Consider the following 21,782-nt stretch of genomic DNA (forward strand, 5'->3'; position numbering starts at 1 on the left):
CGGGAGGAAGACTGATGATGCATATATCGAAACTGATGGCAGGCGTTGCCCTTGCCACCTCGCTCATGATCGGTGCGGTCTCGGCGCAAACCGTGCTGAAATCTTCGGATACGCACCCCGACGGCTACCCCACGGTTGAAGGGGTCAAATATTTCGGTGAGCTTATCAAGGAGCGCACCGGAGGGCGCTATGCGGTCGAGGTCTATCACTCCGCCCAGCTCGGCGAGGAAAAGGACACGATCGAACAGGTGCGGTCAGGCGTGATCGAGCTGAACCGCGTTTCGATGGCGCCTTTCAATGGCACGGTGAAGGAATCCATCGTCCCTGCCCTGCCCTATATCTTCCGTTCCGAAGATCATATGCACAAGGTGATGGACGGCGCCATCGGCGAGCAGATCGCCAAGGCCTTTGAAAGCGCCGGCCTTGTCGTACTGGCATACTACGATGCGGGCGCTCGCTCCTTCTATAACTCCAAGAAGCCGATCAAAACGGTCGAGGACATGAAGGGCCTGAAGTTCCGCGTCATCCAGTCGGATATCTTCGTCGATATGACGAATGCGCTTGGCGCAAACGCAACGCCGATGCCCTATGGCGAGGTCTATTCCTCAATCGAAACGGGCGTGATCGACGGCGCGGAAAACAACTATCCGAGTTACGATACCGCCAAACATGCCGAAGTGGCCAAATACTATTCTCTGGATGAGCACACGATCCTGCCCGAAGTGTTCGTCATGAACAAAGCTGCGTTCGACAAGCTGACACCTGAAGATCAGGCAATCTTCAAGCAGGCAGGCAAGGACAGCATCGCCAAACAACGGGAATTGTGGGCCGCCAAGACCGTCGAATCCAAGTCCAATGTCGAGAAAATCGGCTCTCAGATCAATGAGGTGGACAAGCAGGGATTCATCGACGCTATGAAGCCCGTCTACGACAAGCACATCACGGATCCCGTCCTGAAAAAGATGGTCGAGGACGTCAAGGCTGTCCAATAGCCAGCGCGATCAATACCCTCGCCTGGCTGGACAGGCGAGGGCCTCGTTCGTGGGGAGGAGCCCATGACCGCCGAATTGAGAACAGGTATCCCGGTACTGTCGCGCCTCAACACGCTGGCGCTCTATCTTGCGGGCCTTGGGCTCGTGGTGATGACGGTCATGGTGGCCTGGCAGGTCTTCTGCCGCTACGTGCTGAACGATTCACCGAGCTGGACCGAGCCCGGCGCTGTCATGCTGATGAGCTGGTTTATTTTTCTTGGCGCTGCCGTGGGCGTTCGGGAGAACAACCATCTCGGGTTCGACGTGTTGCTCTATGTGCTGCCGCCTTCGGCCAAGAAGTGGCTGCGCATGATCTCCGACATCGTGATTTTCGCCTTTGGCATCGGCATGGTCTGGTACGGCATTCAACTGATCGGGCTTACGTGGAATACGAGCCTCCCTGCGCTCGGAATTTCGGGCGGGTGGGACTACGTTCCGTTGTTTGGCGGCGGCGTTCTTGTGACGCTCTTTTCCCTTGAGAGAATCGCGCTGCGTCTCTCCGGCTCGCCGGTCGACGCGGCGCTCGATGAGCTTGCGGCGACGGAAATCGCCGTCGAACTTGAAAACATCGAAGATGTCCGCACGGATGCCGCCGAATTTGCGAGGAAGGCCTGAGCGCAATGGAACTATGGATTCTGTTCGGTTGCTTCACGCTGCTGATGCTGATCGGGACTCCGATTGCCTTCTGCCTTGGAGCGGCCAGCCTCGCGACCGTCGCCTATATGGGCCTGCCTCCGCTGGTCGTATTCCAGCGCATGAACTCAGGCATGAGCATATTCTCAATGCTCGCCATCCCCTTCTTCATCTATTCCGGCGACCTGATGGTTCGCGGCGGAATCGCCGCCAGGATCGTCGCATTCGCAGCGTCGCTCGTCGGTCACCTGCGCGGCGGGCTCGGACAGGTGAATATCCTGACATCAACGCTGTTCGGCGGCATTTCAGGCTCGGCGGTGGCAGAAGCCGCTGCGGTCGGCGGCATCATGATCCCCCAGATGAAGGCGCGAGGTTACGGGGCGGACTACGCCGTCAACGTGACCTCCATGGCCGCATTGATCGCGCTGCTTTTGCCGCCATCCCACAACATGATCATCTATTCCATCTCCGCGGGCGGCAAGATTTCCATCGCCGACCTGTTCACTGCGGGCATCATTCCCGGCCTGCTGCTGGCGGGCGCGCTGATGGTTACCGCCTATATTGTCGCCCGCAAGCGCGGATACCCGACAGAACCGTTCCAGGGGTTTGCGGCCGCCGCGCATCTTCTGGTCGCGGCCCTGCCCGGCCTGTTGCTTATCGCGATCATCTTCGGCGGCGTTCGCTCGGGCATCTTCACCGCGACGGAAAGCTCCTGCGTCGCCGTGATCTACGCGTTGTTGGTAACAATCTTCATCTATCGCCAGCTCAACTGGGAGGACTTCGTCCATGCCACGATGGGTGCGGTCAGGACCACCGCCATGGTTCTCCTCATCATCGGCTGCGCGGCCTCTTTTTCCTGGCTGATGGCCTTCATGCGGGTGCCCGCAACGCTGGTCATGTGGATGCAGAGCATCTCCGACAACCCCATCGTCATCCTGCTCCTCCTGAATGTCATCATGCTGATCCTCGGCACCTTCATGGACATGGGGCCGACGATCATCATCACCACACCTATATTCCTGCCCATCGCCACGGCCTTCGGTGTCGACCCGGTTCATTTCGGGGTCATCATGATCCTCAACTACGGTATTGGCCTCAACACGCCGCCGGTGGGAGGGGTGCAATTCGTCGCCTGTGCCGTGGGCAAGATCAGCGTGTGGGAGGCCATGCGCTCGATCTGGCCGTTCTATGGGGCCGGACTCGTTGTGTTGCTGCTGGTGACGTATATACCCGGTCTGTCACTGTGGCTGCCGGGCGTTTTCAAATAGGAGATCGACATGGCGATTGAGCAGGCCGATCTCAGGATCGAACGCAAACCCAAACTCTCGGAAAATGTCGCGCAGACGCTGCGGGCGCAGATCGTCGGCGGCCAGTTTGCCGAAGGCGAGCGTCTGCCCACCGAAACGCGGATGACCGAGCTTTTCGGGGTCAGCCGAACAGTGGTTCGGGAGGCGATCGCCGCGCTCGCCGCTGATGGCCTTGTCGAGGCACGGCACGGCGCAGGCGTCTTTGTTCGTCGCCCCGCCGTCGCTGCCTTCGGCACGATCGGGCTGGAAGTCGGCAACAAGATTTCACACGCGCTGAATGTGCTCGAGGTTCGACTCGGGATCGAGGTCGAAAGCGCCGGTCTTGCCGCGATGCGTCGCAACAGTGCGCAGGAGGCGCAGATCCAGGAAGCGTTTTTCGAGTTCGACCGGTTGCTGGCGCGGGGCGAAGCAACCGGCAAGACAGATTTCGCGTTTCACCGGGCAATCGCGGCGGCGACGAACAATCCCTACTATGTCGACGTTCTGGACGCGCTCGGCACGCGCGCCATTCCCTGCGATGTCGCCTCCCCCTGGGGCACAGACAGCGTTCTGTCGGACGCCTACCAGATGGGGCTCCAGCGCGAGCACTATTCCATATTGCAGGCTATCTCGGCGGGCGATGCCGATGCCGCGCGCGCGGCCATGCGCGCGCACCTCACCGCCAGCCAGGAACGCTATCGCAAGAGATTGAACGGCCAGCAGGCCGACTATGTGTCGACCGTCGCTCCGCGCGGCAAGGTTGGCAGCTTCTGAGGCCGACGAGAGGAGCATGATGTCCATCGAGTTCGATTCCCGCTTCGCCATCGACCCCATCGCCGCCGCCGCAATGGGCACGGACGAATTGCGTCACAATTTTCTCCTGTCGAGCCTGTTTCAGCCGGGACGCATCCACCTCACCTATACCCACTACGACCGCATGATCGTTGGCGGCGCCGTGCCGCTCGACGCCGAACTAACGCTGGACGCGATCAAGCCGACCGGCACCAAATCGTTCCTGGAGCGTCGCGAGCTGGTGGCCGTGAATATCGGCGGAAGGGGAACCGTGACCGTATCGGGCAAGGCGCATTTGCTCGGCACGCGCGACATGATCTATGTCGGGATGGGCGTGGAAGTCTCGTTCACCTCGCAAGATGCGGCGGACCCGGCGAAGTTCTATCTCCTGTCTGCGCCCGCGCACCGCCCCTGCCCTACACAGCTGATCACCATCGACAAGGCCAAGCGTCTTGATCTCGGGAGCGCGGAGACGTCGAATGAACGCTCCATTTTCCAGTTCACCGCATCGGTCGAAACCTGCCAGATCGTCGTCGGAATGACCCAACTCGCGAAGGGTTCGGTATGGAACACCATGCCCGCCCATGTGCATGATCGTCGCATGGAGGCGTATCTCTATTTCGACCTCGCCGACACCGCGCGAGTGTTTCACTTCATGGGACAACCCGACGAAACACGCCACATCGTGATGTCGAACGAGCAGGCCGTGCTTTCCCCCGCCTGGTCCATGCATTCCGGCTGCGGCACATCGAACTATGCTTTTATCTGGGCGATGGCCGGTGACAATGTGGACTATACGGATGTCGATCCGATCGCGATCGGAGATATGCGATGACCGATCTCTCGGCCTTCAGCCTGGAGGGAAAGCGCATCGCCGTAACCGGCGCAAACACCGGCATCGGACAGGGCATCGCGCTCGCCGTGGCGCGGGCGGGCGGTGCGGTGGTGGGAATCGGGCGCTCTTCGATGGCTGAGACCGCGAAGCAGGTCGAAGCGCTCGGCATGCCCTTTCAGGGGGTCAAATGCGATATCGGCAATATGAAAGCGTCGGTCCTCATGCTCGATAAAATCATGGCGGACGCGCCGCTCGACGGACTCGTCAACAATGCAGGGATCATCCGGCGCGGCGCGGCCCTCGATTTCAGCGAAGAGGACTGGGATGACGTGATGGACGTCAATCTGAAGTCCCTGTTCTTTCTCTGCCAGACCTATGCGAAGAACGTGCTTGCCTCCGGGCGCAGTGGCCGCATCGTCAACATCGCCTCGATGCTGTCTTTTCAAGGCGGGATTCGCGTCGCCTCCTACACAGTTGCGAAGCACGGCGTATTGGGCGTCACCCGGCTCCTTGCAAATGAGTGGGCATCAAGCGGCATCAATGTGAACGCAATCGCGCCGGGCTATATCGAAACGAACAATACCGAGGTGTTGCGCAAGGACCCGGACCGCAGCGAGGCGATCCTCGCCCGAATTCCTGCCGGACGCTGGGGTAAGCCGGGCGAGATCGGCGATGCGGCTGTGTTCCTTCTCGCGCCCGCCTCGACCTACATGCACGGTGCGGTCGTTCCCGTCGATGGCGGCTGGTTGGCGAGGTAAGAATGGTGCGAAGCCGGGATATTTTCGCGCGTTTCGATGAAGGCACATGGGAGCCGACGCCGGACGGCAACAAGCGGCGTATCGTGCTTTACACGGACGAGCTGATGATGGTCGAATTCGCATTCGAAAAGGGTGGCGAAGGCTGGGTCCACTCGCATCCGCATGTTCAATCGAGCTATGTGGCCGAAGGCACATTCGACGTAACAATCGCTGGCCGGACGGAGACCCTGAGCGCCGGCGACTGTTTCATCGTGCCTTCTGGAGAAGAGCACGGCGTGAAGGCGCTGGAAAAAGGCCGGCTCATCGACTGCTTCGCGCCCCACCGGGCCGATTTTCTCCAGCCTGCGGAATAGAACGACAAGCAAAGGCCGCGACCCATGCCCCGTTCAATCAAACTTCATGCCGACGACAATGTCGTGGTCGCAGTCGAAGCATTCGCGCCGGGGGATGAAGTCCTCGGTATTCAGGCAGCAACCCGCGTGCCTCGCGGGCACAAGATGGCGCTGGCGCGCATCGAAACGGGCGGCGAGGTCGTGAAATACGGACAAGTCATCGGCTTTGCCAGTTCGCCGATCCAGCCGGGAGAATGGGTGCATGAGCAGAATGTCGTTCTGCACGATTTCGAACGGGACTACCAGTTTGCAACCGCGCGCGCAGAAATCGAGTGCGTGCCCGACGACGAACGGCGCACCTTTCTGGGCTACCGTCGGACGAACGGGAAATGGGGCACCCGCAACTATATCGCCGTCCTGACATCGGTGAACTGCTCCGCGACCGCCGCCCGGCACATTGCGGCGGAAGTCGAACGCAGCGGCGTTCTCAAGGACTATCCAAACATAGACGGTGTGATTTCGCTGGTGCACGGCACCGGCTGCGCCATCGATACGAATGGCGAGGACTACAACCTTCTCAAGCGCACGCAGTGGGGCTACGCGACGAATCCGAATGTCGGTGGGGTGCTGATGGTGGGGCTTGGCTGCGAAGCCTTCCAGATTCCGCGCTGGAAGGAGACATATGGCATCGAGGAGAACACGACTTTTCGCACGCTCACCATTCAGGAAGTCGGCGGCACGCGCGCCACTGTCGAAAAGGGCGTTCAGGCGATCATTGATATGCTGCCCACCGTCAACCAGGTGCGGCGGGAAGCCGCTCCCGTTTCCGAGCTTGTGCTTGCGCTGCAATGCGGAGGATCGGACGGCTATTCCGGCATCACGGCGAACCCGGCGCTGGGCGTTGCCGTGGACATGCTCGTGCGGCAGGGCGGGACGGCGATCCTTTCCGAGACCCCGGAAATCTATGGCGCGGAGCATCTTCTGACCCGCCGTGCGCAAACGCGGGAAGCCGGCGAAAAGCTGGTTGAGCGCATTCGCTGGTGGGAAGGCTACACCGCGCGCAACAATATGCAGATGAACAACAATCCTTCGCCCGGCAACAAGGCAGGCGGTTTGACCACGATCCTCGAAAAGTCGCTCGGCGCGGCGGCCAAGGGCGGCTCCACCAATCTCATGGACGTGTTCAACTATGCCGAACCGGTCACGACGCGCGGCCTCGTGTTCATGGATACGCCCGGATACGATCCCGTGGCCGCCACCGGGCAGGTCGCAGGCGGAGCGAACATATTATGCTTCACGACCGGGCGCGGATCGGCCTTCGGCTGCAAGCCCACCCCTTCCATTAAGCTCGCAACGAACAACTACATTTTCGAACATATGCGCGAGGACATGGACATCAATTGCGGCGATGTTCTCGACGGGGTTACGCTCGAAACAAAGGGAGCCGAGATATTCGAGGAAATCATCCGGGTGGCCTCAGGCGGACGCACAAAATCCGAGGATCTCGGATACGGCGACAATGAATTCGTGCCGTGGATGGTCGGCGCAACCATGTAGGTCAGTCTTTGAAATCCAGTCCCATCTCGCGATAGCGCTCGGGATCGTCGCCCCAGTTTTCACGGACTTTCACGAACAGGAACAGATGCACTTTCTGTTCGAGGATTTCGCCAATTTCCTTGCGCGCCGATGCGCCGATCGCCTTGATCGTCGCGCCCTTCTCGCCGAGCACGATCTTCTTCTGGCTGTCGCGCTCGACATAGATCACCTGCTCGATGCGGACCGAGCCGTCGCTTTTCTCCTCCCATTTTTCGGTTTCGACATGCGAGGAGTAAGGCAATTCCTGATGCAAACGGAGATAGAGCTTCTCGCGCGTGATCTCGGCCGCAAGCTGCCGCATCGGGAGGTCTGAAATCTGGTCTTCGGGATAATACCAAGGTCCGGCAGGAACGGCGCCTGCGAGATAGTCCAGAAGATCGGCGCAGCCAGAGCCGTTGAGCGCCGAAATCATGAATGTGCGCTCGAAAGCCACTTTCTCGTTCGCCGATGCCGCCAATGCCAGCAGGTTCTCGCGTTTGGCGCGATCGACCTTGTTCAGCACCAGCACCTTGGGCTGCCGCACCTCTGCGAGCCCTTCCAGCATACGCTCGGCGTCATCCTTCAGACCCCGCTCCGCATCGATCAGAACGAGTACGATGTCCGCGTCCTTCGCACCGCCCCAGGCAGTCGTGACCATGGCGCGGTCGAGACGGCGGCGCGGCTTGAATATTCCCGGCGTATCGACGAACACGATCTGTGCAGCGCCATGCGTGGCAATGCCGCGCACGATGGCACGGGTGGTCTGCACCTTGTGGGTGACGATCGAGACCTTCGCGCCGACAAGCTGGTTTATAAGCGTGGATTTTCCGGCATTGGGCGCGCCGATGATCGCGACGAACCCGGAGCGCGTTTCTTGTTCGTTCATTGTGGCTCCACCTGCGCCTTCCAGACGCTTTCCCTCAGCAGGACAGAAGCAGCGGCAGCCTGTTCGGCTTCGCGCTTCGAGCGCCCTGTTCCGGTCGCTTCCGTCAGGCCCGCGATGTGGACCTCGACGGTGAATACCGGGTCATGGTCCGGCCCTTCGCGGCTCAAAACCTTGTAGGTCGGCGTCGCCTGGACGAATTGGTGCGCCCATTCCTGCAATTCGGTCTTGGCATCCCTGCGGCCCGGATCAAAAACCTGGGAGCGCGCGAGCCAGTGGCGATGCACAAATGCGCGCGCCACCTCCATGCCGCCATCGAGATAGAGCGCCGCGATCAGCGCTTCCAGCGCATCGGCGCGGAGATTGATCCTGCGGCGCCCGGTTACGCCGCGCATCTCGCTGCCGACCTTGACCAGATCCGGCAACCCGATCTCCTCCGCGATCTCCGCCAGTATTTCGGCATTGACGAGCGCGTTCAGCCGCACCGACAATTCACCTTCCGGCGCGTCGGGGAAGGCATTGAACAGCAGGTCCGCGATGACCAGGCCGAGCACACGGTCGCCGAGAAATTCAAAGCGCTCATAGTCGATGCCGTCTGAATGGCGGGCGCTGGCGTGGGTCAGGGCGCGCCGGAGGCGCTGCGGGTCGGCAAAACGATGCCCGGTCGACTTCTCCAGCGCCAATGCCAGTTCAGCACCACTGACCGCCTTGGAGGGGCGCTTCTGGCTCACAGGATTTACCGTATGACGTTGAAGAACCGGGTCGGTCGCAACTCGGTGGGCCAACGCCAGATCTCAAGCGGGCTTGCCTTGCCGGCAATCGAGAAGAAAATGATGTTTGCGCGCCCGACAAGGTTCTCCGCAGGCACATACCCCACCGAAAGGCGGCTGTCGGCGGAGTTGTCGCGGTTGTCGCCCATCATGAAATAATGTCCTGCCGGAACGAGGAACTCGCGCGTATTGTCGGTCTCGCTGTCAGGATAGATGTCGAGCGTGTTGTAGGCGACGCCGTTCGGCAAGGTCTCGCGATAGACGTCGATGGGCCGGCTCTCCGCCGTGATGTCGGGATTGTCGATCTGGCCGACCTTTTCGCGAGGCACAGCAACATCATTGATGAAGAGTTGGCCGTTGCGCATCTGGATGCGGTCGCCCGGCAGGCCGATTACCCGCTTGATATAGTCCACCTGCGGGTTGGGCGGATATTTGAAGACCACCACGTCGCCGCGCTTGGGTTCGCTGCCCCAGATACGCCCCTCAAACAGGTTGGGCGAAAATGGCAGCGAATAGCGCGAATAGCCGTAGGCCCATTTGGTCACAAACAGATAGTCGCCTTCCAGCAGCGTTGGACGCATCGAACCCGATGGGATCGAGAAGGGCTGGAAGAAGAGCGTGCGAATGACGAGCGCCAGAAGCAGCGCCTGGACGATGACGGAAACGGTTTCGCCAAGTCCGCCCGATTTCTTTCCAGCCTTGTCAGCCACGCTCATGCTTTCCTCAAATCCGATTTCGCCCGGTATAGTTGCTCAACCTTTTCAGGGCAACGTCGCAGACCGCATCAGTGTGGCGGCATTTCGACAGGAATGGCTTCAATGATCACGAATGCCTGAGCGAGCGGATAATCGTCGGTGATGGTCAGATGCACAAGAGCGCGGTGGCCGGGGGGAAGCATTTGTTCCAGGTGAATGGCCGCGCCACCCGTCAGCTTCATGGTGGGCTTGCCCCCAGGCAGGTTGACGACGCCCATGTCTTTCCAGAATACCCCATCCGAAAGACCCGTTCCGAGCGCCTTGGAACAAGCTTCCTTGGCGGCGAAGCGCTTGGCATAGGAAGCTGCGCGCTGCGACCGGCGTTCGGAGCGCGCTCGCTCGACATCGGTAAATACGCGGGCCAGAAAGCGTTCGCCATGGCGTTCGATCGTTCGCTCAATGCGGCGAATGTCTATCAGGTCGCTGCCGATCCCGATAATCAATCGCGTCGCCTACAGATTGCGGCTGCCGGGCTTCACCGGCGGAATAGCCGCCAGCTCGGGCGGCAACGCATCGGCCGGATAGGCCGGAACCTCATATTCGGCGAGCGCGATCAGCGGCACACCAACATCGGTCTTCCCCGCCGAGCGGTCGATGATGCACGCCGCCGCGACGACTTCCGCGCCAAGCTCGCGCAGGCACTCGATCGTTTCACGGATAGACAGGCCGGTCGTAACGATGTCCTCGACGATGACCACCCGCGCGCCTTTTTCCATCTCGAAGCGGCGCAGCCGGAACTTGCCCTGCTCCCGTTCGACCCAGATGGCCGGGACATGCAGATGGCGCGAAGTTTCATAGGCCGGGATCAGTCCGCCAATCGCCGGTCCGACCACATAGTCGATAGGACCGTTGACCGCCTCGCGAATTTTGTCGGCCAGCGCTCTGCACAGCTTTTCCGTCTTGTCCGCATGCATAAAAACGCGCGCTTTTTGCAGGAAGACGGGACTGCGCAGGCCTGATGTCAGGATGAAATGGCCTTCGAGAACCGCGCCCGCTTCACGGAAGACATCAAGTACTTCGCTGGTTTCCATCTTCGTCCTAGCCATTGACGCGCCGTGCATCGCTGACCGCCGGCGAGTTCTTGAGTTCAGATAGCAGCTGGTTGAGGTGCTTCAGGTGCCAGACTTCCAGATCGAGCGTCATTTCCGTGAAATCCGGCGCAGTGCGCCCCATGGAAAGCGTATGGATGTTGGCGTCGTTATTGGCAATAACCTGGGCGATCTCGGCGAGCGATCCCGGCGCATTGATCGCGGTCACGACGATGCGCGCAGGAAACCGCTCCTTCATGGCCTCGTCAATGTCCCATCGCACGTCGATCCAGCGGTCCGGCTGGTCGTCAAAGGCAGTCAGCGATGGCGACTGGATCGGATAGATGGTTATGCCGAGCCCCGGCTGAATGATGCCCACGATGCGGTCGCCCGGCACCGCCCCTTCCGGCGCGAAGCGCACGGGAAGGTCGCCGCGCACGCCGCGTATCGGCACGGCCCCGCTTGCCTGCTCGTCCGCCTTGCCCTTTTTCGAGGACCGGCCCGGCATCTTGAACAGCATGCCGGCGGCGTTCCGGAGATTGAACCATCCTTCCTCGCGCTGCTTCGGTGCTTGCGGACCGATCCGCTCTTCCTTGTAATCGGGGAAAACCGCCCGCAGCACATCCGTCGAGGACAATTCTCCTCGCCCGACAGCAGCGAGAACGTCGTCTATGTCCTTGCGAGCGAGGCGGTGCAGGACCGCCTTGATCCGATCCTTGTCAAAGCTTCGTCCCGCCCGCGCAAAGGCGCGTTCAAGGATGCGCGCGCCGAGGCCCGAATATTGCTTGCGCACGGCATTCTTGGTCGCCCTGCGAATGGCCGCCCGGGCCTTGCCCGTTACCACCATGTGCTCCCATGCCGCTGGCGGCACCTGCGCCTCGGACCGGATGATCTCGACTTCGTCGCCGTTCTTGAGCTCGGTCATCAGCGGCATGATGCGGCCGTTGACCTTGGCACCCACGCAGGTGTTGCCGACATTTGTGTGCACCGCATAGGCGAAATCGATCGGCGTGGCCCCGCGCGGCAGGGCAATCAGCATGCCCTTCGGCGTGAAACAGAAAACCTGGTCCTGGAAGAGTTCAAGCTTGGTGTTTTCGAGGAAATCCTCGGGATTGTCGCCTTCGGAAAGCTGCTCAATGGTGCGCCGCAGCCATCCATAGGCATTTGTATCCTTTGAGATGGTGGGCGCGGTCCCGATAACCTTGTCCTTATAGATCGCGTGTGCCGCAACGCCGTACTCGGCGATCTCGTTCATCTCGCGCGTGCGGATTTGCAGTTCGATGCGCTGGCGCGAAGGGCCGACAATCGTCGTATGGATAGATCTGTAGTCGTTCTGCTTCGGCGTCGAAATATAGTCCTTGAAGCGACCGGGAACCATCGACCATGTCGTGTGGATGAAGCCAAGCGCCCGATAGCAGTCATCGACGCTCTCGACGATGACACGAAAGCCGAAAATGTCTGAAAGCTGTTCGAAGGACAGCGCTTTTGCCTCCATCTTCCTGAAGACTGACCACGGCTTTTTCTGGCGGCTTTTCACATTGGCCTTGAGATCATGCTCGGCAAAAAGCTCCGAGAGGGACGTCTCGATCTCATCGATAACGGCTTTGCTGCGCTGGGTAAGGTCCGCGAGGCGCTCGGTGACGGTCCGGTAGGCGTCGGGATTGATGGTTCGGAAAGCGAGGTCTTCCAGTTCCTCGCGCACGCCCTGCATGCCCATGCGCCCGGCCAGAGGCGCATAAATGTCCATTGTTTCTTCCGCGATGCGAGACCGCTTCTCGACAGGCATGTGGTCGAGGGTGCGCATATTGTGTATGCGGTCGGCGAGCTTGACGAGAAGAACGCGGATGTCGTCGGAAATCGCCAGCAGTAGCTTGCGCAGGTTCTCCGCCTGCTCCGCCTTCTTGGAAACGAGATCGAGTTTCTTGAGCTTCGTCAGCCCTTCGACCAGTTTGCCGAGTTCGGGACCGAAAAGCTCGTCAATCTCCTGGCGCGTGGCGCTGGTGTCCTCGATCGTGTCATGCAGCAGCGCGACCGCGATGGTCGCCTCGTCCAGATGCATGTCGGTGAGAATGGCCGCAACTTCGAGCGGATGCGAGAAATAGGGATCGCCGGAAGCGCGCTTTTGATGTCCATGCTTTTGCATCGCATAGACGTAGGCCTTGTTCAGCAGCGCTTCGTTCACTTCGGGCTTGTAGCGCTGGACACGCTCCACAAGCTCGTATTGGCGCATCATGGCAGTAGTCTCGGCAGTCGAATAAACATCATGCGCCGCATAGGGTAATGCGGCGCATGACAGATGTATCTATACAATGACGCGCGCGAAAGAGCCGCTCGAGCCGGGCAATCAGAAATCGTCGCTTTTCTCAGGAGCGACAAGACCTTCGATGCCGGCAAGTAGTTCCTCTTCGCTCATGCGGTCGAACGCGACATTGTCGTCATCGACGACTGCTTCGGTGGTTTCGGATGCGGCCTGGTCGGGAAGCTCCGGAGCTTCAGCTTCCGGTTCGTCCACCTCAACATGCTTCTGCAGGGAGTGAATGAGGTCTTCCTTCAAATCCTCCGGCGCAAGCATCTCATCTGCGATTTCACGGAGCGCCACGACCGGATTCTTGTCGTTGTCGCGCGGAACAGTGATTGCCGCGCCTTGCGAAATCAGACGGGCGCGATGGCTGGCGAGCAGGACCAACTCGAAGCGATTGTCCACCTTGTCGATGCAATCTTCAACAGTCACGCGGGCCATTGAGCGCCCCTTTCATCATCGTGTTCTTGCGGAGAAAACGGGCACATAGCTTGGGCGCGCTCGAATTTCAAGTGCGCAACCTCGCATCACGAAGAAAAACCGCTGGCGCACCCGCCATGTTTTTGCCAAGAACCGCGCCGAATTCTGGTGGGTGCAGCGACGTAACGTTGCAGCGTTTGTTCAAGTTTTTAGAGGAAACTATACTTATGTTCGATTCCCGTGAACGCATCGCATTGTTCATTGACGGTGCAAATCTTTACGCGACCTCCCGCTCTCTCGGCTTCGATCTCGACTACCGCAAGCTGCTTTCCTACTTTCAGAAGCGCGGCTACCTGCTGCGGGCTTATTACTACACCGCGTTGATCGAAGATCAGGAGTATTCTTCGATCCGGCCGTTGATCGACTGGCTCGACTACAATGGCTATCGCGTGGTGACCAAGCCGGCCAAGGAGTTCACGGATGCGGCGGGTCGGCGCAAGATCAAGGGCAACATGGACATTGAGCTTGCAATCGACGCGCTCGAACTGACGGAAGTGCTCGATCACTATGTCATATTCTCCGGCGACGGCGATTTCCGCACGCTGGTCGAGGCTTTGCAGCGCAAGGGCAAGAAGGTCAGCGTGGTGTCCACGATGGCGTCCCAGCCGCCTATGATCTCGGACGATCTGCGGCGACAGGCCGACCATTTCATAGATCTGACGAGCCTGAAGACCGAGATCGGGCGCGATCCTAATGAACGCCCTCCCCGGCGCATAGAGCACGCGGAAGCCGCAGAAGATTTCTGACGCCGCGATGGCGCCCAGCGCCCTGCCTGAGCCGGATCGCAATTGCGCCGTTTGCCCGCGCCTGCACGATTTCATTGCCGGCTGGCGCCAGCGGGAGCCTGACTGGCACAATGCGCCTGTGCCGACATGGCTGCCTCGAGGCGGAATCGAAAATGTGCGTCTTCTGATTGTCGGGCTTGCACCCGGCCTGCGCGGCGCCAACCGCACCGGACGGCCCTTCACCGGGGATTTCGCCGGCGACCTGCTCTATTCCACCTTGATCGGGATGGGTTTTGCGCAAGGTGTGTTCAAGGCGAGGGTCGACGACGGGCTTGAACTCATTGAAACCGCGATCACCAATGCGGTGCGGTGCGTTCCCCCGGAAAACAAGCCGGTCGGGGCGGAGATTTCGGCGTGCCGCCAGTTTCTCGCGCCCACCATTTCTGCGCTCCCCCGACTTCAAGCCATCGTGACGCTCGGGGCGATTGCGCATCAATCGACGGTGCGGGCGCTCGGCGAACGGGTCGCGGCATATCCCTTCAAACATGGCGCTCGGTTCGAGGCGAAGTGCATTGCAATATTTCCGAGCTACCATTGCTCCCGATACAATACGAATACAGGTGTCCTGACTGCCGAAATGTTCACTAACGTGTTTCGGAACGTGCGTAGTTTCCTTGACGCTTGATGCAGTCACAAATGCAAAGCGGCGGCTTGAAGCCGCCGCTTTTGTTTGCGCTCAGCCGCGCCTTAGAGGTGCGTGCTGTACTGTTCAGGATTTAGGGGCTTAGGCTTGAACGCCACCGTTGGCCGCGGCGCAAGCGCCGGACGACGGTTTGTTTTCCTGATTGCAGGTGACGAAACGGCTGTTTCTTCTTTCCTGTGGCGCCGCAGCCAAGCAGGCATGTATTCAGCGACAAAACGATCTGCGACCGACATCGACCTATCCTCCCGATAGACGCTCCCGATGCATCCTCTGAAAGGCGTATAATACGCCTCCATAAGGCTATGCGCCATAGAGTTTGATACAGACCCTTTCTACCGCCATCACATTGCGGTGAAACGATGGCGTCCGTCTCAAGGTCCGGGCTTCAGCCGCGTTCTTTCAGCAAACGACCGCGTTCGCGCGACCAATCACGCTGTTTTTCGGTTTCCCGCTTGTCGTGCAGCTTCTTGCCCCGAGCGATCGCAAGCAGCAATTTGGCCCTGCCCCTGTCGTTGAAATAGATTTTCAGCGGCACCATGGTCATGCCTTCGCGCTCGACCGACTGCGCCAGCCGCGCGATTTCCCGCTTACTGAGCAGGAGCTTGCGATGCCGGCGCGGCTCATGGTTGAAGCGGTTTCCCTGAAGGTATTCAGGCAGGTAAGAGTTGATAAGCCAGATTTCGCCGTTCTCAAGCGAGGCGTAGGATTCCTGGATATTCGCGTGGCCGCCGCGCAGCGATTTGACCTCGGTTCCGGTCAGGACCAATCCGGCCTCAACTGTATCGAGTATTTCATATGAAAAGCGCGCCTTGCGGTTTTCCGCGGCGATCTTGTTGTTGGGGTCTGATTTCTTGCCCGGTGCCATGCAGCTCAGATAGGCTTTCGGCCTAGTTGATCAACCCGGCATGCTTCATCGCCGCGTCGATCTTTTCAGCCGTCGAGGCTTCAATAGTGACAAGCGGCGAGCGCACGACATTTTCGACCTTGCCGAGCCGGGACAGCGCGTATTTCGCACCCGTCACCCCCGCTTCGATAAAGATGGCCTTGTGCAAGGGCATGAGACGGTCCTGAAGTTCGATCGCCTTCCTGCCGTCGCCGTTCAACGTGGCTTCCTGAAATTCGGCGCATAGCCGGGGCGCGACATTGGACGTGACCGAGATGCAGCCGACGCCGCCATGCGCATTAAACCCGAGCGCGGAGGCGTCCTCTCCCGAAAGCTGGATGAAATCCTTGCCGCATGTCATGCGCTGCTCGGAAACGCGCTCGACCTTGCCGGTGGCGTCCTTGACCCCGACGATGTTCTTGAAATCGCTCGCCAATCTTCCCATTGTCTCCGGCGTCATGTCGATTACCGAACGCGGCGGAATATTGTAGATGATGATCGGCAGCTTCGTTGCCTTCGCGACGGTCGCGAAATGCTCGTAGAGCCCGCGCTGCGTCGGCTTGTTGTAATAAGGCGTGACGACGAGCGCCGCATCCGCCCCGACCTCTTCCGCGAACTGCGCGAGCCCCACCGCTTCTGCTGTATTGTTCGACCCTGCGCCTGCGATGACCGGAACCCGGCCCTTTGCTACCTCCACGCAGGTCCTTACGACCTCGCGGTGCTCGGCATGGGTGAGCGTCGGCGATTCTCCCGTCGTGCCGACCGGAACCAGACCGGCTGTTCCCTCGCTGATCTGCCAATCGACAAAAGCGCGAAACGCTTTCGCGTCGAATCCGCCATCCTTTTCGAAGGGCGTCACAAGCGCGGTAAGCGATCCTCTGAACATCTGTGGTCCAAGCTCCTCAAAATCAGCGAAAACGGTGCTGGAAGCGCCGCGCTGGCCTTCTAGCGGAAACAAGCCGCATACGCCACAGCTTTGACATAGCGCTCGGCGATTGTTTGGCGGCTTTTTATTGGGAAAGGAAGCGGGTGGCTGCTCGCTGGCTTGGATATTTCGGTCTGATTGCCGCCGCTGCAGTCGCAGCAGGCGTTTTCACCACGCTTAGCATCGCGCCCGAGAAGGTCGTGTCCGGCGTCATCGATCCCTCGACCACAGGCGTTATTGCGCCGGCAACGCCGGTTCAGGATCGCCAGCCGAGACTTCAACCGATAAAGCCCGACCATCTGGAAGATTTAAGGAGGGGTCTTGCGGCGCTACGTTTCAAACGTAGCACCGAGGCGCTTTCGATCCGCGACGGCCTGCCCGCAAACTCGCTCGACCGGCACGTGCTTTCATGGGCAATCGCGCTTTATGGTGGCGACGGCATTGCAAGCGCGGAAATTGCCCGGACGGCGCGCGAGCTTTCGCGCTGGCCCGGCGCGGAGGATTTGCATCGCAGGCTCGAACGCTCGCTGATGGCGCAATCCGCCCCGCCTGAAGTGGTCCGCGAACTGCTGGATGGCCGGACGCCGATCACGCCGGAGGGTGCCATCGCGCTGGCGAGGTCGCGGCTTGCCGACGGCGACCGTGCGGGCGTGCACGATGCGCTAGCGGCAATGTGGCGGTCCGAGAAGATGGATCCCCAGGTCGAAACCATCATTCTGAACGAGTTTTCAGACATTCTCACCGTGGTGGACCACCGCGTTCGCATGGAACGAATGCTCTATTCGGAAGATGTGCCAGCGGCCCGGCGGGTAGCGCCACTGGCTCATAGCGAGCCGCTTTTCGACGCATGGAGCGCGGTGCTCGACAACGCGCGTAGTTCCCGTGCGCTTCTCGATGCGGTGCCGGGCGAGTTGCGCTCGCCGGGCTATTCCTTCGCCAGAATCAAGGGGTTGCGCAAATCAGGGCGACTCGCCGAAGCGGCGGATTTAATGATGAAGGCGCCTACCGTTGCGGATGTACTCGTGGATCCTCACGCGTGGTGGATCGAGCGGCGTCTGCTTGCGCGAAACTTGTATGAATCGGGCAAAATTCGGCTTGCGTACCGGCTCGTGTCAAATCACGCCGCTGAAACGCCGACCGATCGCGCGGATGCGGAATTTACAGCGGGCTGGTATGCGCTGCGCGGCCTGAAGGACCCTTCGACCGCCGAACGCCATTTCGCCCGGATCAATGCATTTGCCGAAGGCGCGATTTCGCGTGCCCGTGCCTATTATTGGCTTGGCCGCGCAGCAGAAGACGCCGGCGATCCCGCTTCGATGCAGCATTATGCAGCTGCCGCAGGCTTCGGCACCACCTTCTATGGCCAGCTTGCCGCCGCGCGAATCGGCCGTCCCGCATTGAACCTGCCCTCCCCCGAACCCACCGAGCAGGACCGACGGCGCTTTGCGGCGCGTGAAGAGGCAAAAGCAATCGACCGGCTGATCTCGGCGGGCCAGCCACAATATGCGTCGCGATTGTATCTCGCGCTGGCAAGGCAGATGGAAAGCGCGGGCGAAATCGCGCTTCTGGCCGGAATGGCCGAGAACAGCGGCAACCATTTCATCGCCTTGAAGGTGGCAAAGGCGGCTGCGCAGCGTGGTCTTGACGTTGGGTCGCTGTCGCACCCGCTTGGCGTGATTCCAGACGACGCCGACATAGCGGGCGCGGGTAAGGCGCTGGCCTATGCCATTGCGCGGCAGGAGAGCGAGTTCAATGTCGGAGCCGTGTCGGGTGCAGGTGCGCTCGGCCTGCTCCAGCTTATGCCGGGCACGGCTCAGGAGACTGCGAACAAGATCGGGCTTGCCTATTCGCCGCAGCGCCTGACTATCGACCCTGCATATAATGCAACGCTCGGCGCGGCGATGCTGAACGAGCAACTCGGGCGGTTTGACGGCTCCTACATTCTCACATTCGCGGCGTATAATGCGGGGCCGCGCCGGGTGGCGCCATGGATCGCGCGCTACGGCGATCCACGCGGCCAACCGGTGGACAAGGTCATCGACTGGATCGAAAGCATCCCGTTCACTGAGACCCGCGCATATGTCCAGCGCGTGATGGAGAACTACGAAGTCTACAAGATGCGCCTGTATGGCCGATTCGACATCGTTTCGGATCTTACAAAAGGCAGGATGGAGCCGATGCCGGCCAATTGACCCTTCGCCGAGCGCGAAATAGCGTTCTGGAGCGCTCACGGTGGAACCTATGATCGACGATTCCGGCTTTTCAGACTTCCATTATTCCTCGGCAGACGGCCTGCGGCTCCATGCACGGATCTATGGAAAAGCCGATCCACAGGCGATGCCGGTTGTGTGCCTGCCGGGCCTGACCCGAAATGCCAAGGATTTCCATCAACTTGCGATGTATCTCTCAGAGTTCGCCGCAACGCGTCACAGAGTCATCAGCTTCGACTATCGCGGTCGCGGGCTGTCCGACTACGACCCCGACTGGAAGAAATATGACGTTGGCATCGAGGCCGGAGACATATTGACCGGCCTCGACGCACTGGGCATTCCATCGGCAGCGTTCATCGGCACCTCACGCGGGGGTTTGATCCTCCATATTCTGACCATGCTGCGTCCCGACATGCTGAAAGCCGTCGTTCTCAATGACATCGGTCCGGTTCTGGAGGTCGCAGGCCTCGCCCTCATCAAATCCTATCTGGATGCCCCCGCGGCAAAACCGGCTTCATTTGAAGAAGCCGCCCGCATCCAGAAATCTGTTCATGGACTGGCCTTTCCAGCACTGGGTGACCGCGACTGGCTGGATATGGCGCACGCTGTCTATCGCGAGGTGGACGGTGAGATCCGGCCTGATTTCGACCCGGCACTCCTGCATGGGCTGGATTCATTCGACCTGTCGCAGCCAATTCCGACGCTCTGGCCGCAATTCGACGCTATGTCGGCAATCCCTGTCATGGTGATCCGTGGAGAGAACTCGCTGTTGCTGTCGCCGCAAACGGTTGAAGAAATGCGGCAGCGGCACCCGATGCTGGAAGCCGTGACGGTTGCGGGACAGGGTCACGCTCCGTTTCTCCATACTGACGGGCTTGCCGAACGCATTTCCGCATTCATCGACGCGGCTCAATAGCGCCGCACTTTCCGATCGCGCCGTCTCGACGCGAAAACAAAAAACCCGGCGGTTGCCCGCCGGGTTTTTCAGATCAGCTTGTCAGCCGATTAGAAGTTGCGCTGGAAGCGCAGGAAGCCACCGAAGCCTTCCGTGCCCGGGCCATCATCGTCATACAGACCATAGTCCGTATAGGTGAGTTCCGGGATGATGTGCAGGCCCTTGACGATTTCGTAGTCGACGTTGGCAGCAAGGCCCCAATCGCCGTCCACATCGAGCTCGTCATAGCCTTCAGCCCAGAAGCCGGAAAGGTTGAAGGTTGCCTTCTCAGAGAACTTGAAAGCGCCACCGGCCCACACGGCCCAGTTGCCGTTCCAGGGCTTGTAGTAGTTCTTGCCGAAGGTGGTGCCGCCGATTGCCGAACCGGAGAAGTCCGTTCCGAACGGCGTGGTGTCGTCGTCATAAGAACCGTAGCCGACCATCGCGAAGAGCGAGAGCTGATCGTTTACGTTGACGTCTGCACGCAGCTTGGCAGCGAACTCTTCGTGGATGCTGTCGTAACCGACAACAGCCGCGATGCCACCCCAGCCACCGGCATACTTCACGCCGCCAACAATGTGCGGAACGTAGCTGTCGATCTGGTAGTCGTCCTGATAGGCATAAGAACCACCCCAAGCGGAGCCGGATTCGTCATTGCCATATTCGAGCGACAGGATGGCCGAGAAACCATTACCAGCATCAAAGGTGTAGCTGATGAGGTTCGTATCGAACGGGCCGTAAGGCACGAGGTCGTCGGCGATGGTCGAGCCAGCGTAGGCATCGAACGTCGTGAACGCCGATTCATCCTTACCAACGCGGAAACCGCCGAGCTGGATCCAGGCGAAGTTCAGCGAGGTAGAGGTACCTTCGCCATCCGTGAAGTTCCAGCGGGTTTCAGTGTAGGTCGACAGAGTGCCGAGTTCGGTCTCTGTGCCGGTCCAGGTGCGCAGCGAGAAACGAGCACGTTTGTGATAGGTGTCGTTCTCAGTGCCGTCTTGGTGATCGATCACCGTGTGACCGCCGTAAGGGCCGTCGCCGATGCCGATGTCGTAACGCAGGTAACCGCCGATGCGCAGGCAGGTTTCGGTTCCCGGAATATAGAAGTAGCCCGTGCCGTACGTATCGCAGACGCGGACATATTCCATCGGTTCCGGCTCGGCGACGACTTCAACAGCGTCGGCAGCACGAGCACCGGAAACTGCGACCAGAGCCGCAGCTGAGCCGAGAAGAAGGCTCTTGATGTTCATTTTCTGACCTCCAGTCAAAAGTTAAATATCGGGTCTGGGTCTTATCTTGGCTGAAGGACAGCGTTCCCTGCCCCATCCCCACTTTTGAAAAAGACGCGTGAACGCCCCTTCTTCGTTGTTGAGATTTACCGAACCGGGCAGGCAGTTCAACAGCCGTCATACGTTTATCAGCAGGCTTCTCCATCCTTCACTGGGTGCTGTTGCACAAAGGACACGTTTTCGAGAGGTGCATTCATAATCGGGTAACCAATTCACCTTCGCAATCGTCGTAAATCCGGTCTATCCGCCTTTACAATCAGGAAAAATGCGGGATTTCGGCCAGCAAACCAAGGATATGCGCCCGCTGGGACTGGCTTGCTGGCGGACTCAGTACCGAAATTCCGGTGATTCGACGTATCCCGAGCATTAGCATGTTGATTGTCGCATCCGATTTCTTTATCCAGCCCCGCACCGGAGAGGTGGCCGAGTGGTCGAAGGCGCTCCCCTGCTAAGGGAGTAGAGGTCAAAAGCTTCTCGTGGGTTCGAATCCCATCCTCTCCGCCAGGCATTTGTCTTTGCCCAACGCCGAAATCCATCGAATCAGCAGAAATCTTCAAGAACTCGCGGGTTTGAGCGACACGACTCACACCGTATCGCGCATTGCGCGCCGATTCGTCGTGCCGTGAATGCCGGGACCTCCTTTCGATTCTGACTGGAGG

The 21,782-nt window shown here is 59.9% G+C and carries 22 protein-coding genes and 1 tRNA gene; 13 read left to right on the plus strand and 10 right to left on the minus strand.

What is annotated here, in order from left to right:
- The first annotated feature begins 14 nt into the window (after positions 1-14).
- The 8 genes from M9924_01345 (at position 15) to M9924_01380 (ending at position 7,224) form a co-directional block, all read left to right on the plus strand.
- A complete protein-coding gene (locus M9924_01345) occupies positions 15-992 on the plus strand; it encodes a TRAP transporter substrate-binding protein (GenBank protein MCO5063038.1) in 978 nt (325 codons plus the stop codon).
- Between the two features lie 63 nt (positions 993-1,055).
- The gene (locus tag M9924_01350; protein MCO5063039.1) at positions 1,056-1,646 is read left to right on the plus strand and encodes a TRAP transporter small permease; all 591 of its coding nucleotides are present in this window, start codon (positions 1,056-1,058) and stop codon (positions 1,644-1,646) included.
- A gap of 5 nt (positions 1,647-1,651) precedes the next feature.
- Positions 1,652-2,932 carry a TRAP transporter large permease gene (locus tag M9924_01355; GenBank protein ID MCO5063040.1) on the plus strand — a complete coding sequence of 427 codons (1,281 nt, stop codon included), beginning with the start codon at positions 1,652-1,654 and terminating at the stop codon, positions 2,930-2,932.
- Between the two features lie 9 nt (positions 2,933-2,941).
- Positions 2,942-3,724, plus strand: a complete 783-nt coding sequence (locus M9924_01360; GenBank protein ID MCO5063041.1) for a FadR family transcriptional regulator — start codon at positions 2,942-2,944, stop codon at positions 3,722-3,724.
- A 16-nt stretch (positions 3,725-3,740) separates the two neighbouring features.
- Entirely contained in the window at positions 3,741-4,577 is an 837-nt protein-coding gene (kduI, locus tag M9924_01365) for a 5-dehydro-4-deoxy-D-glucuronate isomerase (GenBank protein MCO5063042.1), read from the plus strand.
- Complete coding sequence (gene kduD, locus M9924_01370) at positions 4,574-5,335, plus strand: 2-dehydro-3-deoxy-D-gluconate 5-dehydrogenase KduD (GenBank protein ID MCO5063043.1); 762 nt, start codon at positions 4,574-4,576, stop codon at positions 5,333-5,335. Before kduI ends, kduD begins: the two co-directional genes overlap by 4 nt.
- 2 nt (positions 5,336-5,337) lie before the next feature.
- Positions 5,338-5,688 carry a cupin domain-containing protein gene (locus M9924_01375; protein ID MCO5063044.1) on the plus strand — a complete coding sequence of 117 codons (351 nt, stop codon included), beginning with the start codon at positions 5,338-5,340 and terminating at the stop codon, positions 5,686-5,688.
- Positions 5,689-5,712: 24 nt separating this feature from the next.
- Positions 5,713-7,224 (plus strand): altronate dehydratase family protein, encoded by a 1,512-nt coding sequence (locus M9924_01380; GenBank protein MCO5063045.1) that lies wholly within the window; start codon positions 5,713-5,715, stop codon positions 7,222-7,224.
- A gap of 1 nt (position 7,225) precedes the next feature.
- Here M9924_01380 and era read toward each other — a convergent pair whose 3' ends face one another.
- The 7 genes from era to rpoZ form a co-directional block, all read right to left on the minus strand.
- Entirely contained in the window at positions 7,226-8,128 is a 903-nt protein-coding gene (era, locus tag M9924_01385) for a GTPase Era (GenBank protein MCO5063046.1), read from the minus strand.
- Positions 8,125-8,856, minus strand: coding sequence for a ribonuclease III (gene rnc, locus M9924_01390; GenBank protein MCO5063047.1), 732 nt, complete (start codon positions 8,854-8,856; stop codon positions 8,125-8,127). The genes era and rnc overlap by 4 nt, the downstream gene beginning before the upstream one ends.
- Before the next feature lie 5 nt (positions 8,857-8,861).
- Positions 8,862-9,611 carry a signal peptidase I gene (gene lepB, locus M9924_01395; protein MCO5063048.1) on the minus strand — a complete coding sequence of 250 codons (750 nt, stop codon included), beginning with the start codon at positions 9,609-9,611 and terminating at the stop codon, positions 8,862-8,864.
- 68 nt (positions 9,612-9,679) lie between these two features.
- Positions 9,680-10,093 (minus strand): holo-ACP synthase, encoded by a 414-nt coding sequence (acpS, locus tag M9924_01400; GenBank protein MCO5063049.1) that lies wholly within the window; start codon positions 10,091-10,093, stop codon positions 9,680-9,682.
- 9 nt (positions 10,094-10,102) lie between these two features.
- Positions 10,103-10,681, minus strand: a complete 579-nt coding sequence (gene pyrE, locus M9924_01405; GenBank protein ID MCO5063050.1) for an orotate phosphoribosyltransferase — start codon at positions 10,679-10,681, stop codon at positions 10,103-10,105.
- Positions 10,682-10,688: 7 nt separating this feature from the next.
- Positions 10,689-12,911, minus strand: coding sequence for a bifunctional (p)ppGpp synthetase/guanosine-3',5'-bis(diphosphate) 3'-pyrophosphohydrolase (locus M9924_01410; GenBank protein MCO5063051.1), 2,223 nt, complete (start codon positions 12,909-12,911; stop codon positions 10,689-10,691).
- Positions 12,912-13,022: 111 nt separating this feature from the next.
- Positions 13,023-13,418, minus strand: a complete 396-nt coding sequence (rpoZ, locus tag M9924_01415) for a DNA-directed RNA polymerase subunit omega (GenBank protein MCO5063052.1) — start codon at positions 13,416-13,418, stop codon at positions 13,023-13,025.
- 206 nt (positions 13,419-13,624) lie between these two features.
- On the opposite strand from rpoZ, the gene M9924_01420 reads away from it, so the two are divergent.
- Positions 13,625-14,203 carry an NYN domain-containing protein gene (locus M9924_01420; GenBank protein ID MCO5063053.1) on the plus strand — a complete coding sequence of 193 codons (579 nt, stop codon included), beginning with the start codon at positions 13,625-13,627 and terminating at the stop codon, positions 14,201-14,203.
- 7 nt (positions 14,204-14,210) lie between these two features.
- Positions 14,211-14,867, plus strand: coding sequence for a uracil-DNA glycosylase (locus M9924_01425; protein MCO5063054.1), 657 nt, complete (start codon positions 14,211-14,213; stop codon positions 14,865-14,867).
- Positions 14,868-15,270: 403 nt separating this feature from the next.
- Here the strand turns inward: M9924_01425 and smpB are convergent, their stop codons facing one another.
- Both smpB and dapA read right to left on the minus strand, forming a co-directional pair.
- Positions 15,271-15,750, minus strand: coding sequence for an SsrA-binding protein SmpB (smpB, locus tag M9924_01430; protein MCO5063055.1), 480 nt, complete (start codon positions 15,748-15,750; stop codon positions 15,271-15,273).
- A gap of 22 nt (positions 15,751-15,772) precedes the next feature.
- On the minus strand, positions 15,773-16,654 hold the full coding sequence (dapA, locus tag M9924_01435) for a 4-hydroxy-tetrahydrodipicolinate synthase (GenBank protein MCO5063056.1): 882 nt from the start codon (positions 16,652-16,654) through the stop codon (positions 15,773-15,775).
- Between the two features lie 143 nt (positions 16,655-16,797).
- Here dapA and M9924_01440 point away from each other — a divergent pair, with 143 nt between their 5' ends.
- Positions 16,798-18,885, plus strand: coding sequence for a lytic transglycosylase domain-containing protein (locus tag M9924_01440; GenBank protein MCO5063057.1), 2,088 nt, complete (start codon positions 16,798-16,800; stop codon positions 18,883-18,885).
- A 49-nt stretch (positions 18,886-18,934) separates the two neighbouring features.
- On the plus strand, positions 18,935-19,819 hold the full coding sequence (locus M9924_01445) for an alpha/beta hydrolase (protein MCO5063058.1): 885 nt from the start codon (positions 18,935-18,937) through the stop codon (positions 19,817-19,819).
- A gap of 89 nt (positions 19,820-19,908) precedes the next feature.
- Here the strand turns inward: M9924_01445 and M9924_01450 are convergent, their stop codons facing one another.
- Positions 19,909-21,084 carry a porin gene (locus M9924_01450; GenBank protein MCO5063059.1) on the minus strand — a complete coding sequence of 392 codons (1,176 nt, stop codon included), beginning with the start codon at positions 21,082-21,084 and terminating at the stop codon, positions 19,909-19,911.
- 452 nt (positions 21,085-21,536) lie between these two features.
- Between M9924_01450 and M9924_01455 the strand changes: the two genes are divergently transcribed.
- Positions 21,537-21,627 (plus strand) — tRNA-Ser (locus M9924_01455).
- Positions 21,628-21,782: the final 155 nt, after the last annotated feature.

The sequence above is a fragment of the Rhizobiaceae bacterium genome, assembly GCA_023953835.1.
In the GTDB taxonomy this organism is placed as follows: domain Bacteria; phylum Pseudomonadota; class Alphaproteobacteria; order Rhizobiales; family Rhizobiaceae; genus Mesorhizobium_G.